This window comes from Paenibacillus plantiphilus, assembly GCF_927798095.1.
In the GTDB taxonomy this organism is placed as follows: Bacteria; Bacillota; Bacilli; order Paenibacillales; family Paenibacillaceae; genus Paenibacillus_Z; species Paenibacillus_Z plantiphilus.
Genome location: NZ_CAKMMF010000004.1, coordinates 262023 through 280232 on the forward strand (window position 1 = coordinate 262023; position 18210 = coordinate 280232).

Annotated in this window: 18 protein-coding genes; 5 read left to right on the forward strand and 13 right to left on the reverse strand. The window is 53.1% G+C overall.

The window, feature by feature from the left end; genetic code table 11:
• Position 1 precedes the first annotated feature (1 nt).
• The 7 genes from fabG to L6H65_RS05150 form a co-directional block, all read right to left on the reverse strand.
• Positions 2–751, reverse strand: a complete 750-nt coding sequence (gene fabG, locus L6H65_RS05120; protein ID WP_236339451.1) for a 3-oxoacyl-[acyl-carrier-protein] reductase — start codon at positions 749–751, stop codon at positions 2–4.
• A 55-nt stretch (positions 752–806) separates the two neighbouring features.
• Positions 807–1736 carry an ACP S-malonyltransferase gene (gene fabD, locus L6H65_RS05125; protein WP_236339407.1) on the reverse strand — a complete coding sequence of 310 codons (930 nt, stop codon included), beginning with the start codon at positions 1734–1736 and terminating at the stop codon, positions 807–809.
• A gap of 32 nt (positions 1737–1768) precedes the next feature.
• On the reverse strand, positions 1769–2755 hold the full coding sequence (locus L6H65_RS05130) for a beta-ketoacyl-ACP synthase III (protein ID WP_236339408.1): 987 nt from the start codon (positions 2753–2755) through the stop codon (positions 1769–1771).
• Positions 2756–2763: 8 nt separating this feature from the next.
• The gene (plsX, locus tag L6H65_RS05135; RefSeq protein WP_236339409.1) at positions 2764–3753 is read right to left on the reverse strand and encodes a phosphate acyltransferase PlsX; all 990 of its coding nucleotides are present in this window, start codon (positions 3751–3753) and stop codon (positions 2764–2766) included.
• Between the two features lies 1 nt (position 3754).
• Positions 3755–4354, reverse strand: coding sequence for a transcription factor FapR (gene fapR / locus L6H65_RS05140; protein WP_236339410.1), 600 nt, complete (start codon positions 4352–4354; stop codon positions 3755–3757).
• A gap of 225 nt (positions 4355–4579) precedes the next feature.
• On the reverse strand, positions 4580–4753 hold the full coding sequence (gene rpmF, locus L6H65_RS05145) for a 50S ribosomal protein L32 (RefSeq protein ID WP_236339411.1): 174 nt from the start codon (positions 4751–4753) through the stop codon (positions 4580–4582).
• 46 nt (positions 4754–4799) lie between these two features.
• Entirely contained in the window at positions 4800–5306 is a 507-nt protein-coding gene (locus tag L6H65_RS05150) for a YceD family protein (protein ID WP_236339412.1), read from the reverse strand.
• A 112-nt stretch (positions 5307–5418) separates the two neighbouring features.
• On the opposite strand from L6H65_RS05150, the gene L6H65_RS05155 reads away from it, so the two are divergent.
• On the forward strand, positions 5419–6660 hold the full coding sequence (locus tag L6H65_RS05155; protein WP_236339413.1) for a nucleotidyltransferase: 1242 nt from the start codon (positions 5419–5421) through the stop codon (positions 6658–6660).
• Positions 6661–6662: 2 nt separating this feature from the next.
• On the opposite strand, the gene L6H65_RS05160 is transcribed toward L6H65_RS05155, so the two are convergent.
• Positions 6663–7763 (reverse strand): S16 family serine protease, encoded by a 1101-nt coding sequence (locus L6H65_RS05160; protein WP_236339414.1) that lies wholly within the window; start codon positions 7761–7763, stop codon positions 6663–6665.
• 116 nt (positions 7764–7879) lie between these two features.
• Here L6H65_RS05160 and L6H65_RS05165 point away from each other — a divergent pair, with 116 nt between their 5' ends.
• On the forward strand, positions 7880–9088 hold the full coding sequence (locus L6H65_RS05165) for a nucleoside recognition domain-containing protein (protein ID WP_236339415.1): 1209 nt from the start codon (positions 7880–7882) through the stop codon (positions 9086–9088).
• Positions 9089–9150: 62 nt separating this feature from the next.
• On the opposite strand, the gene coaD is transcribed toward L6H65_RS05165, so the two are convergent.
• From coaD to pruA, 3 genes are all read right to left on the reverse strand, one after another.
• Positions 9151–9642, reverse strand: a complete 492-nt coding sequence (coaD, locus tag L6H65_RS05170; RefSeq protein ID WP_236339416.1) for a pantetheine-phosphate adenylyltransferase — start codon at positions 9640–9642, stop codon at positions 9151–9153.
• Between the two features lie 3 nt (positions 9643–9645).
• A complete protein-coding gene (gene rsmD / locus L6H65_RS05175; protein ID WP_236339417.1) occupies positions 9646–10233 on the reverse strand; it encodes a 16S rRNA (guanine(966)-N(2))-methyltransferase RsmD in 588 nt (195 codons plus the stop codon).
• A 78-nt stretch (positions 10234–10311) separates the two neighbouring features.
• Entirely contained in the window at positions 10312–11859 is a 1548-nt protein-coding gene (gene pruA / locus L6H65_RS05180; RefSeq protein ID WP_236339418.1) for an L-glutamate gamma-semialdehyde dehydrogenase, read from the reverse strand.
• Between the two features lie 149 nt (positions 11860–12008).
• On the opposite strand from pruA, the gene L6H65_RS05185 reads away from it, so the two are divergent.
• A complete protein-coding gene (locus L6H65_RS05185; RefSeq protein WP_236339419.1) occupies positions 12009–12941 on the forward strand; it encodes a proline dehydrogenase family protein in 933 nt (310 codons plus the stop codon).
• A gap of 33 nt (positions 12942–12974) precedes the next feature.
• Positions 12975–13880 (forward strand): arginase, encoded by a 906-nt coding sequence (gene rocF / locus L6H65_RS05190; protein ID WP_236339420.1) that lies wholly within the window; start codon positions 12975–12977, stop codon positions 13878–13880.
• Positions 13881–13978: 98 nt separating this feature from the next.
• Here the strand turns inward: rocF and L6H65_RS05195 are convergent, their stop codons facing one another.
• Positions 13979–15094 (reverse strand): peptidylprolyl isomerase, encoded by a 1116-nt coding sequence (locus tag L6H65_RS05195; protein ID WP_236339421.1) that lies wholly within the window; start codon positions 15092–15094, stop codon positions 13979–13981.
• Positions 15095–15317: 223 nt separating this feature from the next.
• Positions 15318–16274, reverse strand: a complete 957-nt coding sequence (locus tag L6H65_RS05200; RefSeq protein WP_236339422.1) for a D-2-hydroxyacid dehydrogenase — start codon at positions 16272–16274, stop codon at positions 15318–15320.
• A gap of 800 nt (positions 16275–17074) precedes the next feature.
• Here L6H65_RS05200 and dinD point away from each other — a divergent pair.
• Positions 17075–17914 (forward strand): DNA damage-inducible protein D, encoded by an 840-nt coding sequence (dinD, locus tag L6H65_RS05205; RefSeq protein WP_236339423.1) that lies wholly within the window; start codon positions 17075–17077, stop codon positions 17912–17914.
• Positions 17915–18210 lie beyond the last annotated feature (296 nt).

Here is an 18210-nt window from a genome sequence, read left to right on the forward strand (position 1 = left end):
GCTACATGTACATGCCGCCATCCACATGAATAGTTTGGCCTGTCATGTAAGATGCCGCATCAGATGCAAGGAACCGGACTGCAGCGGCAATATCCTTAGGCGCGCCAAGCTTGGCCAGCGGAATGTCCTGCGACAGCTTCTCCTTCATCTCCTCCGGCAGCTTGTCTGTCATATCGGTTTCGATGAAGCCCGGCGCTACACAGTTCACTGTAATGCTGCGTGACGCCAGCTCGCGGGCCGAAGCCTTCGTCAAGCCGATTACGCCCGCCTTAGCGGCAACATAGTTCGCTTGTCCGGGATTGCCCAGAACGCCAACGACTGAAGAGATGTTGATGATCCGGCCGGAGCGCTGCTTCATCATTTGCCGGGTAACCGCCTTAATGCCGTTGAAGACGCCCTTGAGATTCGTCTCGATCACTTGATCGAACTCCTCTTCCTTCATGCGCATAATAAGGTTGTCGCGCGTAATTCCGGCATTATTGACAAGAATATCAATGGACCCGAACGCTTCCAAGACCTGCTTCACCATCGCCTCGAACTCGTCAGGCTTGCCTACGTTGGCTTGCAGGATGAGCGCGCGGCGGCCTAATGCTTCAACCGCTTGAGCAGTTTCGGCCGCTGCCGCCTCGCCTCCTGCATAGTTGATGGCAACATCTGCGCCAGCCTCTGCCAGCTCGATTGCGATTGCACGGCCAATGCCGCGGGATGCGCCGGTTACCAGTGCTATTTTACCTGTAAGGTCAGCGAACATATCGATCTCTCCCTTCAATAATATTGCCCTCCTGTGCGGGCTGTCCGACTGACTGTCAGGCAGTCACTGCTGTTTCCAGGGAGGCTAGACTGTTGATCGTTTGTATGGAAACGGTTTTGTCGATTTTTTTGATCAGACCTGACAGAACGGAGCCTGAGCCGATTTCCACGAAGGTATCCACACCCTGCTCGATCATCCATTTAACGCTGTCTTCCCAAAGAACCGGAGAATACACCTGCTCTGTGAGAAGGCTGCGGATAGCCCCTGCTTCGCTGACAGGTCTCGCTGTTACGTTGGCAATGACAGGTATTGCTGCATCTCCCATCGGAATGTCCGCCAGCACGCCTGTCAACCGATCCGCCGCAGACTTCATCAGCGAGGAATGAAACGGGCCGCTTACCTCCAGCGGTATAACGCGCTTGGCTCCTGCCTCCTTGCCGCGCTCCGCTGCCGCCGCAACGCCTGCTGCCGTGCCCGATATAACGATTTGGCCGGGACAGTTCACATTAGCAAGCTCAACCGAGCTTCCTTCAGCAGTTATAGCAGCGCACAACGACGACAGCGCCCCGCGCTCTGCGCCAAGAACAGCCGACATTGCCCCTTGGCCGCTCGGCACTGCCTGCTCCATATACTCGCCGCGCAAACGAACCGTGCGCACAGCATCCTCAAAGCTCATTACACCAGCCGCTACAAGAGCGCTGTATTCGCCCAAGCTATGGCCTGCCACATAATCCGGCTGCAATCCGCGAGCCTTGAACAGCTCCAGCAATGCCACGCTGACGGTCAGCAAAGCAGGCTGTGTATGAACGGTTTGCTTCAGCAGCTCGTCTGGTCCGTTAAAAATGATATCGCTCAGTTTGAAGCCAAGCGCCGCGTCAGCGCGTTCAAAGAAATGCCTCGCTTCAGCTATTTCATCATAAATGTCTCTACCCATGCCAACGGCTTGTGCGCCCTGGCCGGGAAATACGAATGCTGTTTTTCCCATTGATGCTGCTCCTTCCTACGTCGAGATTGCCATTACCATACCAATACAGATGCGCCCCATGTAAGTCCGCCTCCAAAGCCGACAAGCACCAAGCAGTCACCCTCGTTCACGCGCCCTTGCTCAACAGCTTCAGCGAGCGCAATCGGAATGGATGCCGCAGATACATTGCCGTACTTGTCAAGGTTGATCATACACTTGTCTTCGGAGAGACTGAGCTTGTTCAGCGCGGATTGAATGATACGGATATTCGCCTGATGCGGAATTAGCAGATCAATCTTGCCTTTGTCTATCCCTGCTTTGCTTAGCGCTTCCTCAGCCGCATTCCCCATGATGCGCACAGCAAATTTGAACACTTCGCTGCCTGCCATATAGATATAATGCTGCTTCTCTGCAATGCTGGCCTCTGTTGACGGTACTCGCGAGCCGCCGCCGCATACTTTGAGCAGCTCGCCTCCAGAACCGTCTGCGCCCAGCTCGAATGAGCGGAAGCCGCGGCCTTCCGGCACTGGGCCAAGAACGACTGCGCCAGCGCCGTCTCCGAACAGGATGCAGGTGTTGCGGTCGGTATAATCAGTAATGCGCGAGAGGCATTCCGCTCCAACGACGAGTACATGCTTGTACATGCCGCTTGCAATCATGCTGTTAGCCGTTGCCAAGCCATAGATAAAGCCCGAGCAGGCAGCAGAAAGATCGAACGCCGCCGCTTTCGTTGCACCCAGCTTCTCTTGAAGCAGGCATGCTGTCGAGGGGAAGAACATATCCGGCGTAATGGTCGCCACAATAATGAGATCAAGCTCGGCTGCCGTTATGCCCGCAGCCTTCAAGGCGATCTCCGCCGCATTAAAAGCGAGATCCGATGTCGCCTGCTCCGGAGCTGCGATGCGCCGTTCGCGAATGCCTGTGCGAGTAACGATCCACTCATCGTTCGTCTCGACCATCTGCTCTAATTCTTTATTCGATAAAATCCGCTCAGGAACATATTTGCCAGTACCGATAATACCTACGGAATTTAATTGCATCTTCCCACTCACTTCCTGCCCATTTCCGCTGTAATAGATTGAATCAACTGTGTCTCAATGGCTGTGCGCGCCTTGCCGACCGCATTTCTAACGGCCTTATTGTCAGATGAGCCGTGGCACTTGAGCACCAAACCATTCACGCCAAGCAGCAGTCCAGCGCCATACTCTTTATAATCCATCTTCGCCTTTAATTGGAGCATCTTCGGACGAACGATCAATGCTGCAATTTTCGTCAGCCATGTGCTCGTGAAAGCATTGCGGATCTCCTTCATCAGGAAGCCTGCCGTGCCCTCCATCGCTTTAAGCATAATATTGCCGGAGAATCCATCGCATACAAGCACATCGCATTTGCGTGTCAGCACTCCGTTGGCCTCCACATTGCCGACAAAGTTAATTGGCGCCGCTTCCAGCAGCTCATAGGCCGCCTTCGTCAGCTCATTGCCCTTCATCGCTTCCGTCCCCACATTCAGCAGCCCGACTCGCGGGTTGTCCATTCCGTGGATCTTGGTCCGAAAAATACTGCCCATAATGCCATATTGCAGCAAATGCTCCGGCTTGGCATCCATATTCGCGCCCAGATCAAGCGCCAGAACGCCGACATCATCCATCGTCGGCAGCATCGGTGCAAGCGCTGGCCGTTCAATGCCAGCGATGCGGCCGACGACGAGCAAGCCCGTTGTCATTAATGCGCCTGTATTGCCGGCAGACAGCATCGCCTCCGCTTTGCCTTCCCGCACTAGCTGGCCGGCAATAACCATTGACGATGTTTTCTTGCGGCGCACTGCTTTAACCGGCTCATCATCCGGTCCGATAACCTCATCTGCATGAATGATCGTCACATTCGGCGGTTTCACGCCGCCTAGCTCCTTCTCAATCAATGCGGTATCTCCAACAAGGAGAAGCTGCGTATCCGGCCATTCAGCTGCCGCCTCCAGCGCACCTTTAACGATAAGCCCAGGCGCATGGTCGCCACCCATCGCATCAATTGCGATCCGCACGTTAAATTCCTCCCTCAATCGCACTCTCGCCCGTAGAACGATAGATGACAAAGTGGCCCTGAAACACCATTTCGTCGCCTACGTACGAGAACACCTCTACCTTCGCTTTGCTCCGTTCGCCCGAGATTGATCGGACATAGGCTTTGGCGATGCATTTCTCGCCAAGCTTGACCGATCTTACGAATCGAATGTCAGCCGTTGCTGTAAGTGCGATCTCTTCATTAATAACAGCCACCGCAAGCGAGTTGGCCTGTGCAAAAACATGATGGCCCCTTGCGATGCCCGTTCTTGAAAACACATGCTCCGCACGAATTTCGAATATCGAAATCCCGCTGCGATCCAGCTGCAAATCCACAATATCGCCGATGACCTCGTGAAGCGGCAATGACCGGACAGCATCATAAGAGCGCTCCGCCATCAGCTTCATTCGCTCGCGCAGCTCGGGAATAGCGAGCTCCATCCGGTCGAGGCGCACAGTTTGTATGCTTACTTTCAATTGACGTGTCAGCTCACGGTCCGTAATAAATGGATTCTCTTCTATTAGACGGGAGAGCTGCTGATGCCTCTGCCGTTTCGGAAGACGTTCGATGGTCCGCACCACCTTGCCTATTGATATCTGAAATTGAAACTATAAACAAAGAAATAAGAACACCAAAATGGCTGTAGTTGAAAGCAGCTATTATAACCAGGTACTAATAGTATATATAAGATTCCGCCGTTAAGCAATGTCAGAAGGATGGATATCGTTCCTTCCACACGCTGCGGTTCAGAGTGCAGCAAAAAAATAGCACCTCATCACGGGATGAAGTGCTGCTTTTGTATGGAACTATTGTTTGATAATCTCTTTTGCCTTATAAGTTCCGCAAACTTTACAAACGCGATGGCTCAATTTGAGCTCTCCGCATTGATCGCATTTCACCATACCAGGCACCACTAATTTAAAGTGCGTACGGCGTTTGTCACGACGAGTTTTGGACGTTCTGCGTTGTGGTACTGCCATGTTTCCCACCTCCTTAAAGAAAGTTCAGTTACAAAACCCCATGTCATTAACGATCCTTGAACAAATCTTTCAATGCGGCAAGCCGGGGATCGATTTCATCCTTCGTGCATCCGCAATTTTGCTCATTTAAGTTGGCGCCGCATGTGTGGCAAAGCCCCTTGCAATTCTCGCTGCAAAGCGGTGCGAAAGGCAATGACAGAAGCATCGTATCTTCGAAAAAAGGCTCCAAATCGACGGGGTCCTCTTCCACGATGATGACCTCTTCGTCATTTGACGGCTTTCTTGAAGCAGCAGGCTTGAATTTCTCCGCGAACGGAACGGCAACGCGTTCATTCGTCGGCTCCAGACATCTGGAACAAGCAATATCGACGCTAATCGACAGCTCGCCCTCCACATAAGCGATGCCCTCTTCTCCCCTTGCTGTAAGATCGACCTCCAGCGGGCTTGCACCGATGATATCCTTGCGCACCTCCTGCAGCCAGTCCGCATTGAGACTAGCGCGAAGCGAACGCTTCAATCCTTTGGACACCATCTCTTGAACATGAATCTCCATTAAAATCACTCCAAACAAACAAAGTTTATTATATCGATTCCTCAGTCGTTTTGTCAACATTTTCACGTCATGATATAGTGAAATGAGATTAAAACGATTCGGAGGACTGATTATGCGCGCAGTTGGGCTCATTGTTGAATACAATCCGTTCCATAACGGACATCTATATCATTTGCAACAATCGGTCAAAATAACGGAAAGCGATGCCGTCGTCGCCGTTATGAGCGGCAACTTTCTGCAGCGCGGCGAGCCCGCGCTGCTGAACAAGTGGACGCGTGCCGAAATGGCGCTGCGCGGCGGCTGCGATCTCGTTATCGAGCTGCCGGTCGCCTATGCGACACAGGCCGCGGAATGGTTCGCATACGGCGCCGCCGCGCTGCTCGATGCGACGGGGGTCGTCGACGCGCTGTGCTTTGGCAGCGAGTCGGGCGATATTGCCCCGCTGCGGCGCATCGCGCGGACGTTCGCGCAGGAGCCCGCGCCATTCAGCGGGCTTCTCGCGGAGGCGCTCGCTGGCGGCGTCAGCTACCCGGCGGCTTACAGCGCAGCGGTGCGCCGGCACATGGCGGCCGAAGGCGATGCGGAAGCCGCCGCCTTCCCGCTGGAGCAGCCCAACAATACGCTTGGGCTGCATTATTTGCTGGCTCTGGAGCGGCTCGGAAGCCGCATCGAGCCCTTCTCTGTGAAGCGGGAGAAGGCCGGCTACTCGCAGGCCGACATTACCGATGCGGGAATCGCCAGCGCTACAGCGATTCGCAAGCTGCTCGCGGAGCGGCAGTCGCCGGGCGAAGCGGCGCCATTCGTTCCCGAGACGACGCTGCAGCTGCTGCTTCGCGACTTCGAGGCCGGGCACGGTCCTGCAGGCTGGCAATCGTTCTGGAAGCCGCTTCTCCACATTATCGTCAGCAGCTCTCTGGAAACGCTGTCGGACTATCACGAGATGAGCGAGGGGCTGGAGAATCGGCTCAAGCGAGCGATTCCGACGCTTCCATCGCTTGATATGGAAGCGCTGCTGACCGCCCTGAAGACGAAGCGGTATACGCGCACCAAGCTGCAGCGGGCGCTGCTGGCGATTCTGCTCGGCCATCGCAAGGATCAGCTCTCCCCGCGTCATCTGCGCGAGGGCGTTCAATACATACGGGTGCTGGGCTATTCCGCCAAGGGGCGCGAGCTGTTGAAGCGAATGCGCACCGCTGCAAGGCTGCCGGTATTGCTGAGCGCTGCGCGTCCGCCGGAGCCCTATCCGTTTTTGGAGCTTGATGTCAGAGCAACGTCCCTCTATTGCTCGGCATGGCCGCAAGCGACAGCTCGCGATTTGTTCCGCGATTACTATGAGAAGCCCGTGACGATATAGATCTAGCGGGCTTCGACCTCATCGTTGCGCTCCATCCCAAGCGCTGCCAGCGCATCGTCCAATGTCTCAACCGGAACGATCCTCATCTCACTTCCAAGCTCCTCCGCTTTAAGTCTTGCATCCTTGGCATTACGTTTCGGCACGAGGAACAGCTCGGCTCCGCGCTCCTCCGCTGCTGCAACCTTGTGCGCTATCCCGCCGATTTCGCCTATACCTCCATTGGGATGAATCGTTCCCGTCCCGGCTATCCGCTTGCCACCTGTCAGATCGCCTGGCGTTATCTCATCTATAATCTGCAGCGCGAACATCAGCCCTGCTGACGGCCCGCCGATCGCTGACGCTTCGATTGTAATTGCTTTGGCTGGATCGGCAGGTTTGATCGTACGCAGCTCCGATAATGCGCTTACCTTCAAAGCTTGCGCCGCCCAAATTTCAGATGCCTCTATGCCCTGCCCTTCAGCACCGCTCCATATGCCTGCTTCAAGCTGTAGAGTCAATTCCATCCGCTGTCCGTCGCGCACGATGCTCACCTGCAATTCGGCCGCTTCATCCCCGGCATTCGGTCGGCTGTGCAGCTCCTTGAGCAGCCCCTCCAGACTGCGAACCTTGCGTCCTTGGGCGGCAACAATCTCATCGCCTGTACGCAGCGACTCCTCCGAGTTCATGCGGTCGCTGTCATCTTTAGTATCCGATACAATCAGCGAGACGGGGATCGTTTGATAATCAGTGCCAGTGGCGATATAAGCCGCTTCGATGGCATCACTTTGCGATCCGCGCATAATGACGGATTGCCGCTGCATATATTCCTTGTCTGTTTTGCCCCGAAGCAAGTCCTTTTTACGGAACAGCTCGATATCATGATCCCAGCTTGAGGAGATGACAGTCCAGAAGTTCGGATAGGACATTTTTACAGTAGTAAGCATCAATTCGCCTTTGCTTCCTTCATCAGGTTGAGCCGCCCTCACCAGCGGTTCGGTATCTATTGCTATGCCCGGCTCATATGCCGCAAATGGAGTCGGTATGTATAGCAGCAGCGTCATTACGATTGCCGCCAACAGTGCCCACCGCAATCCAACGGCTGAATAGGTTTTGTTTCCGCGCATACTTCTCTGACGCCCCCTTGCATTCATATGGTCTAACACGGAGAAGACAAGCGTACAATGTAGTGGTCCTTTGTCCACGCTGTCCACGCCACTAATCTGCAATGGAGATGAACGGGATGAAACGCACCTTGCTGCTTGCCTTCCTATCAATTGCTGCAGTCGCTGCTATTATATCAAATCCCGATGAAGCATTTCAGGCATCGCTGCAAGGCTTGACCGTTTGGTGGAATATTGTGTTCCCTGGCTTGCTGCCCTTTCTGGTGCTGCTGGAGCTGATGCACGCCTTTGGCGCCGTGCACGCATTGGGCAGTCTTATTGACCCGCTTATGCGGCGGATATTTGGCCTGCCCGGTGCATCGGGCCTGGCGATTGCTGCCGGCTGGACCGGCGGCTACACTGCCGGAGCGGAATCCGTAGCCGCCCTCAGAAGAAGCGAGACTGTGACGAAGCGTGAAGGGCAGCGGCTCCTTGCCCTCGCCCATATGCCAAGCCCGCTGTTCATGCTGCTCGTCATAGGCGCAGGCTTCCTTCATCGTGCCGAGCTGGGCGCGGCCATAGTGGCCGCCGTATGGATGACTGCGCTGCTCGCGGCGCTCGCGCAGCGCTTGTTCGCGAAGCAGGAGAAACTCCATTCCACTCCTCTTATCGCACAAAAGAATCCTCAGCCACTATCAGTACTGCTTCGACACGCGGCCGCGGCGATGAATGCAGAGCGGCAGCGCGATGGCCGCACCTTCGGCAAAGCGCTTGGCGATTCCGTCATAAACGGTGTATACAAATTGATGGCTGTCGGCGGCTTTATGATGTTTGCCGCTGTACTCGTGAAACTCATCGAGCCGTTGCTCCCCCATAATGTTCCGAGCTGGATGCTGTCCGGACTGCTTGAAAGCCATATCGGAGCCTATGGCGCCGCTGTCGCTCCCATGGCCTTCGGACTGCCGTGGAACGCCGCAGCTATTGCCGCTATTGTCAGCTGGGGCGGCATCAGCGCCTTGCTGCAGACTGGCAGCGCGATAGCTGGAACCGATTTGTCTCTGCGCCAGCTCGCAGTCAATCGGCTCCTTCAAGCCATGCTTGCCTTCGTCGTAACGTTGCTGCTGTGGCAGCCATTGACCCATTTGTTCACACGATTGCTGGCGACAGCTGCGCCTGCGCTGCAGCAGCACGGAGAGAATGCCTTCATCGATCATTATGCGATGATAAGGGCAAGTGATCTGCCTGGACTATGGACGTATTCGCCCGTGCAGCTCCTTATGTTTGTCTGCTCGATCTTTCTGCTGGTCACATTCTCATTGGGCGCTGCCAGGCTGCGGTCTCGCCAATAAAAACGCCGCTGTGCCGCCCATCGGCGATGGCACACAGCGGCCTTCCAGAATGCTAAGTAAAGCTATATGTACTTGGCGGCAAGAGCCTGTTCAATCTCCGGCGGCACCAAATCCTGCACATTGCCCTGAAATTGCGCGATTTCCTTCACAATGCTGGAGCTCAGATAGGAGTATTTGGGGTCCGTCATCATAAAAATCGTCTCAATCTCGCGATCCAGCTTCTGATTCGTGGATGCGAGCTGAAGCTCATATTCGAAATCCGTAACCGAACGGATGCCTCTCACTATAACCTGTGCGTTGCGCGAGCGCATGAATCGAACGAGCAGATCGCGGAAGCTGTCAATGGACACATTCGGCAAATCACGGGTTACCTCTGCAAGCAGCAGCTTGCGTTCCTCGACGGAAAACAACGGGTTCTTGCTGGAATTATTAAGCACCGCCACAATGAGATGGTCGAACTGCTTCGCCGAGCGGCGAATAATATCCAGATGACCGCATGTGACCGGATCGAAGCTGCCCGGATAGACGGCAACTCGTTGACCTGATGATTGCATAAACTAAGATTCCTCCAATGGCGCATCAAGAACGGCTTGAGGCTTGTATTCATAGATCGTGACTGCCGTATCGCCGTACTGCGCGTGCTTCAACTGATAGAACTGTCCCGTTTGCTCCGGATACCGGTGAGAGGCGTCATGCTCAACGACAATATAAGCATCGGGCTCCAGCAATCCGCCCGCCGCAAGGTCGACCATCAGGCTGTCCATTTCCTTCATCCGATAAGGCGGGTCAAGAAATACGAGCCGAAATGCGATTCCCCTCTTCGTGAGCGCTGCAACTGCTCGCCTTGCTTCATTGCGGTAAATTTCAGTGCGATCCGCAAATCCGGCAGCTTGTACATTCTGCTTGATGGCATCAATGCTCATGCGCTCCAGATCGACGAATACAGCATGATCTGCGCCGCGGCTGAGCGATTCGATGCCAAGCCCGCCGGTTCCGGCAAATAAATCAAGCGCCCGGCCGCCGTCAAAGTAAGGACCGATCATACTGAATATCGCTTCCTTCACCTTGTCCGTCGTCGGGCGCGTATTCAAGCCGGGCACCGCTTTAAGCGCGCGGCCCTTGGCCGTGCCTGCAATAACTCTCAACGATGCTAACTCCTCTCTTGCATTCAACTGCTGTTATATTATCATACTTTTCTGTCCTTGTTAAAGCTTTCCTTCCCATTATAGCCGCTCCGAAACGACTTTGGGCTGAAGAAATTGCAGCAAATAATCCGGCCCGCCCGCTTTGGAATCTGTACCGGACAGGTTGAAGCCGCCGAACGGATGCACGCCAACGAGCGCTCCCGTGCATTTGCGGTTCAGGTACAGGTTGCCGACATGAAACGTTTCGCGCGCCCGCTCCAGATGCATGCGCTCCTGAGAGAACAGCGCTCCAGTCAATCCATAAGGCGTATCATTCGCGATGGCAAGCGCCTCCTCGAAATCCCCAGCCTTGACCACCGCAAGAAGGGGACCGAAGATCTCCTCCTGCGCAATGCGCGAACCGCTGGATACCCCAGCTATAACGGTGGGCTCGGCATAATAGCCGATGGAGCCATCCCCACCCCCGCCGCATAGGAGCGTCCCTTCGTTCCTGCCGATTTCCACATAAGCAGCCGTCTTCTCAAAAGCGCTGCGGTCGATCAATGGCCCTACATCCGTCTCAAAAAGTGCAGGGTCGCCAACGCGGAGCTGCCCCGTTAAGCGAACGATTTCCTCCACGACATCATCATGCACCGCCTCATGAATGATCGCTCGCGAGCAAGCAGAGCATTTCTGACCGCCATAACCAAACGCCGATTGCACAATCGCCTCGGCCGCAGCCGTTATCGATGCGCTGCGGTCCACAACGATTCCGTCTTTGCCGCCCAGCTCGGCGACAACCCGCTTTATCCACCGCTGCCCAGGCCTTCGCATATTCGCATTCTCGTTCAACTTCAGGCCAACTTCCATTGAGCCTGTGAAATTGATGAACCTGATCAGCGGATGCTCTGCCAGCACATCGCCAATGACATTTCCGGCGCCAGGCACAAACTGCACAATCCCGTCCGGCAATCCCGCCTCCCTGAGCAAATCGACAAAAACAGCAGCGATCACCGGCGCCGCGCTTGCTGGCTTCAGCACCACCGTGTTGCCGCATACAATCGCCGCAGCGGTCATGCCGGCCATAATCGCAAGAGGAAAGTTCCAGGGAGAGATGACAGCTCCGACACCAAGCGGCAAATAGGTCCATTCATTGTCTTCGCCCGGATAAGGGACAAGCGGGGTCCGCACTTCCAGCAAACGCTGCGCTTCCCTTGCATAATAGTTCAGAAAGTCGATCGCTTCGGCTGTCTCTGCATCTGCTTCCGGCCACGTCTTGCCCCCTTCATACACCAGCCATGCTGAGAACCTATGCTTTCGCCGGCGCATAAGCGCAGCTGCCCGATAGAGAATACGCGCCCTTATGGAAGGCTTGACGCCCTTCCACGCTGTAAAGGCCTCCGCTGCCGACTCGATCGCCCTCTCCACCTGACCGCAATCAGCCTGAGCTGCATATCCGACGACCACACTATGGTCAGCAGGACTGAAAGAAGGAAGAACCGCTTCCCCAATGAACCTCTGCCCGTTCACCAGCAGCGCGTACTTCCGGCCCCATTGCAGCTTCACTTCCGCCAGCGCATCCATGAACGCCAGACGATTGTGCTCCAATGCGAAATTCGTGAACGGCTCATTGTAAAATGTCTCCACAGCCTCTCACGCCTCCTTTTGTTGTCATGTCAACCAAGCGTAATGTCTATATATAAGCAAGAAGATTGTCAAAAATGACAGCTTGCTAGCCGTCATTCAAAGCGCTGTATGGTTGTCAGCAGCGAGAAAACAGGGGGAGCGTGGTACGGATGGATATTGGCACGCGGTTGTTTCGATCGGCACTTCTCGGTTTGGCAGGCAACCGCGCTGCAAGGGCGCTGTCGCAGAAGTATGGGCTGAAGCTGGGTGCCGGCCGATTCGTGGCGGGAGAAACAATGGAAGACGCTCTGACACATGCCAAACGGCTGAATGCGGCAGGGATAAAGGTCACGCTGGATTATTTGGGCGAAAGCATCAGCAGTATGGAGGAAGCGAAGGAGAGCGAACGGGCGTATATGGCGTTGCTGGAAAACATTCATCGCGAGGGCATTCAAGGCAACGTCTCGCTGAAGCCCACCCAATTTGGACTTGCGCTGGATCAGGAGCAATGCGGAGAGGGCATTCGCAGCGTTGTGAAGGAAGCCGAGCGATACGGCCTCTTCGTCCGCCTCGATATGGAGGATAGCCCTTGGACGGATGCGACAATCGCCCTCGTTCGCAAGCTGCGCGCAGAGGGCTGCTGCAATGTCGGCACAGTCATTCAGGCCTACCTGTACCGCAGTGAGCTGGACGTTCATCAGCTTTCAGCAGAAGGGATCAATCTGCGTCTGGTGAAAGGAGCCTACAAGGAGCCGCGAAGCGTTGCATTCGACTCCAAGCGTGTCGTCGATGCGAACCTTCGCCGCCTGATCGCCGCAAGACTGGATAGTCGTGCCTACACCGCAATCGCCACACATGATGAAGCGATTATCCGCTACACCCAATCCTATGCAAGAACGCGGGGAATTCCGCGGAGCGTCTTTGAATTCCAAATGCTGTATGGCATTCGCACCCCCCTCCAGCTTGCATTGGCCAAGGAAGGCTATACCGTGCGAAGCTATGTGCCGTTTGGCCGAAGCTGGTACCCCTATTTTGTTCGCAGACTCGCTGAACGGCCTGCCAATCTCACCTTCATTATGAGGAGCATCTTCTCGCGGAAGTAAGCTAAGCGCATATTGGGCCGAAGGAGGCTGACAATGAAGGATAAGCAGCCGATCTCTATTCTTCCTGTACCATTCGACTGGGGAGCCAGCCGCAGAGGGGCAAGCGACGGTCCACAGGCGATGCTGAGCGCCGGCTTGGAACGTAAGCTCCAGCTTCTCGGTCATCGCTTTGAAGTGCGTTCAGACAGCTACCTGTCGGATTTCACCGCTGACCGCCGCTCGTCTCCGCGAATGAAGCATTGGGGGGCCGTGCTAACAATGGCAGAAGCAGTAGCCAAGGAAGTCGCCCTGTTAACAGCTAGCAGAGCTTTTCCATTAATCATTGGCGGAGATCACAGCATCTCCATCGGCACAATAGCCGGACTGACGCAGGAGAGAAAGAAGCTCGGTGTGATCTGGATCGATGCCCATGCAGATACCAATACACCGGAATCATCGCCTTCAGGCAATATGCATGGAATGTCGCTTGCCGTCAGCCTCGGATTGGGCGATACCCGCTTCACTGGTATCGATCATCCATCGCCAAAGCTGCAGGCGCAGCGGATTGCGCTCGTTGGCACGAGGCAACTGGATGAAGGGGAGAAGGGATTGATACGCAGTCGCGGGATCGCCTGCTATACGATGCATGATATCGACAAGCTCGGCATGGCTCGTGTGATGGAAGAAGCTATAGCTATCGTGTCTAAAGACTCTGACGGCGTACATGTCAGCTTCGACATCGACAGTGTCGATCCCGGCGAAGCTCCAGGAACGGGGACGCCTGTTCGCGGAGGTCTAAACTTCCGTGAAGCGCATCTGGCAATGGAAATGCTCTATGAGGCCAAAGCGGTGACCTCTGCTGATATTGTTGAAGTAAATCCGCTGCTGGACAATGGCCATCAGACAGTTAGACTGGCTGTTGATCTGGTCGGATCGCTGCTCGGCGCAAGGATTCTGTAACGAGTCTGTTCCTACATGCGAAGAGACCGCCTGCTTGGTGAATAATCACCTCAGGCGGTCTCTTCAATCGAACTATGTTTTACAGTCATCTGGCAAGCTTATTCTTTAGCAGCGTTCTCTTCTTTGCCAGTATCGGCTTTATCATCTTTCTTTTCATCATCTGTCAGCGTATTCTTGATTTCAGCTTTGTCCTTCAGATCTGTCATCCATTTCTCTGACATTTCGTATACTTTGTTATTGACGATAATATCACGCACTTCTTCCTTCTTTTCTTCAAAAGTAGCGGAGTACGCTTCTTTGCGATCCAGAAGTTTAATCACATGGAATCCGTTTTCGGTTTGTACAATATCGCTCAGCTCGTCCTTCTTAAGAGCGAACGCCGCAATCTCGAACGGCTCATGCATCGTTCCACGAGGGAAGAAGTCATATTCGCCGCCATTATCCTTGCTGCCTGGATCTATGGATTTCTCCGCAGCAAGCTTGGCGAAGTCTGCGCCTTCCTTGAGCTGCTTCAGCACTGCTTCCGCTTCTTCCTGGGTTGCCACCAGAATATGAGCTACTTTAACCTGCTCAACAACATCAAACTGAGCCTTGTTCTCTTCGAAGAATTGCTTTACTTCATCATCAGTAATCGTAATATCCTTCTCTAGAATCTTACGAAGACTAAGCTGCGGCACCATTTGCTTTTTGAGAGAATCGATCGTCATGCCGCTGCTCGCAAGCTGCGTAGCAAGCGCTTCAGATCCGCCCAAGCTTTTCTCGATCTTCGCGATCTCTTTATCAACATCCGCGTCTGTTACTTTAATTCCCGCCTTATCTGCTTCTTGTTTGATCAGCTCTTCATAAATAATGTTTTCCAGTGTTTGCTTGCCCCCTACAGCTACCAAGGCAGTGTAGAACTCGTCCTTCGTAATATCTTCTCCATTAACAGTGGCAACCGCTTCATTGCTGCTGCCTCCTCCGAATGGCGGCTTCCATAGGACAACAACCAGAATCAAGGCCAGACCAATCGCAACAAACATCCAAGCCTTGCCGCCGCTCGATTCACGACGTCCTGCTGATCCTTGAGACAGTTCACCATTGCGAGCGCCTGTCTCGCTTATTTCGGTTTCCGGAACAGTCGTATTGCCCACGGTTCCTTCGGTCTCTAGACCCTTATCCGAATCTTTCTTCGATAATTCCAATTCCTTCTGTTCTGAATCCTTCTCGTTCAACGTTTAAATCTCCCTTCTGGCATTAGAGCGCAGTGAATGGTTCTACTGAGGTCACTATACCAGAAAGTCAAATAAAAAACCTTAAGATTAAATAAAAAAAAGCAATCGCTTACAAAAAAATACCGGAACCATATGGAAAAGAGAAGACGGGAACAGCTCAGAATCGACTGTCCCCGCCTATTTTCTGGCCAGAAAGCTCTTTAACTGGGACACCAATCGAATGCTAGTTGACCTGGTTGACAATCTGTCCCTTCTGAAAGGATTGCAGGCTGCCGGCGGCAATTTGCATGAGACGTGAGCGGGCCTCCACTGTTGCCCAAGCGATATGCGGCGTAATGTAACAGTTGCGCACTCCTAATAAAGGATGGTCCCGTGGCGGCGGCTCCACGGCCAGTACATCAAGCGCTGCCCCTGCGATACGCCCTGCATGAAGCGCGTCCGCCAAATCCTGTTCAATGATATGCCCGCCTCTTGCAGTATTAATGAGATATGCGGATGATTTCATAAGACCAAGCGTTCTGCTGTTGACGATCCCTGCCGTTTCTGTGGTCAGTGGACAATGAAGGGTCACGACATCTGCAGTGGTGAACAGCTCATCAGCCGCAACGAATTGAACATACTCCAGGCCTGGAACATTTCGAGGTGTTCTTGTATACACGCAAATTTTCATTCCGAACGCAGCTGCCGCTCTGGCTACCCCTTGTCCAATACCTCCGAAGCCGATGATCCCCATCGTTTTACCTGCCAGCTCCATGAGCGGCTGGAGGGTGAACATGAAATCCTGGGCTGCTGACCAGCGTCCTTCATGCACAGCCTCGTTATGCTCACTGACATGACTGCAATGCTGCAGCAGAAGCGCGAATACGAGCTGGACGACAGATTGCGTGCTGTAATCCGGGACATTCGTAACGACAATACCTTGCGCTGAAGCAGCGGCCATATCCACAATATTGTAGCCCGTTGCAAGCACGCCGATATATTTCAGCTCCGGGAGTTCCCGAATCGTCTCTGCTGTTAACGGCGTTTTATTCGTAAGAAGAACGTCCGCTCCTTGCGACCGCGCGGCTATTTCCTCTGGCGCTGTCCGATCATATATCGTTAATTTCCCGAGTGACCGAAACTCCTCCCAAGACAAATCACCGGGATTCAATGTATATCCGTCCAGTACGACGATGTTCATTGTTTGCATGCAGCTCCTATCCTTTAGTATGAGTTACGTTCGTGTTCTAAAGTGAGCTCAGATGCGCGAATGTCATGCGTGCAGGCTATAAGTAAGTAGCCGCTATCTCCGCTCCTACTATAACTGTACCTGAGCCGGTTACAATAATCTACCCTGCATTATTATTGTTGTCCGCCATGTATAAATTGGAGCCGCAGCGGAAATCATGAAGGTATCGGCGTTGAGAGACGCCGTAGACAACCGCGGAGAAGACTTACGTTTCCCCATAAGCTCTTCGTCCGGTTTCTCCTCTCCCATGAAAGAGCGCTCTCGAAAGAGGGCGCTCGAATTTTTGTTTAAAGCCAGTATCTAACTATGAAAAAGGCTCTGGCCCCTTCTTTTCAACCGGTGTCCTAAGAATATATTCAAGATCCTTCTTACAAACAAGATCCCAGCCTTCCATTGATTGTTTCCCTTCTAACCAATCGAAGAATTCATCCCTTGAAACTTCCCCACTCCATTTACATGGGAAGGTGGATCTTCATCTCTCCCTTTCTAAAATATATCGTAATGAGTTAGGAAGGATTTAAGCAGTCTAGCAGCCTCTCCTGCTGATCCTCAGTTCATTTTTCACATGATAGCATATCGTTCGAGTGTCGAATTCACGTAATACATCCACAGTGACTACATAGCAAATCAACGCTAAACACCCCCCAACAATACATTTGGATAATAGGAAGGTATTACCTCTTTTCATGTCGAAAATACAGTTTTATGAGGATGGTTACTCTGACACCCATCTCGAAGGAGGACTTATACCTATGTCTGACAAGCCAATTGATGGACATGCATCCCCATTTGAACAAGCTCGCCAAGAAGATGGAAACGGAAATGAGTTTTGGAGTGCACGAACTTTATCACGAATTTTGGATTATACAGATTTCAGAAATTTCGAGAAAGCTGTTAAAAAGGCTCAAACCGCTTGTGAACATAGCGGACAAGAAGTTAATGACCATTTTGTTGAATCCAACGATATGGTCGAAATCGGGTCTGGTGCGCGTAGATCCATTCGTGATTACCGACTATCCCGTTATGCCTGCTACCTCATCATTCAAAATGCCGACCCCGCAAAGGAAATCGTCGCACTTGGGCAAACTTACTTCGCTGTCCAAACCCGTAAACAAGAAATTTTTGAACAAGCAACGGAAGATGAACGGCGCGTTATGCTACGCGATGAGTTGCGCAAACATAACTCCCAACTGGCAGACGCAGCCTATCAAGCTGGAGTAATCAGCGATATTGATTTTGCCGTATTTCAGAATCACGGCTATAAGGGGTTATACGGCGGCATTGACGCTAAAGGTATCCATCAGCACAAGGGCCTCGAAAAATCACAGAAAATTCTCGATCATATGGGCAGTACAGAGCTTGCTGCAAACCTGTTTCGTGCCACGCAAACTGAAGAAAAGATCCGACGAGAGAATATTCAGGGCAAACGAAATGCAAATCAGGCTCACTTTGATGTTGGGGCCAAAGTCCGGCAAACGATTCAAGAACTTGGCGGGACTATGCCAGAAGAGCTGCCTGTTCACGAGGATGTGAACAAGGTGGAACGCCGTCTGCAGAAGCAGCAGCCTAATCAACTCCTTAAAGAAAAGTGATTATCCATATATTGAAGAACGCACTTCACGGCTGATTGGGAGGGTTGCAATGGAAGGCTATCGATCTGGAGCAAGGTACACTGGAAGTAAAAACAACCATTCCCAAGACTAAAAACGGATTTTCATCGCAAGCACGGCCTGAAGCCGATCCGGCTGCATGATCTACGCCATACTTCAATCTCATTCATGATCTTCAAGAAAATTCATTCAGAAGCAATCGCCAAAAGGACCGGTCATTCAAATAAGAAAATGATGGCATTCTACGGTCCAACTTCTTTAGCACAAAACCGGCCATT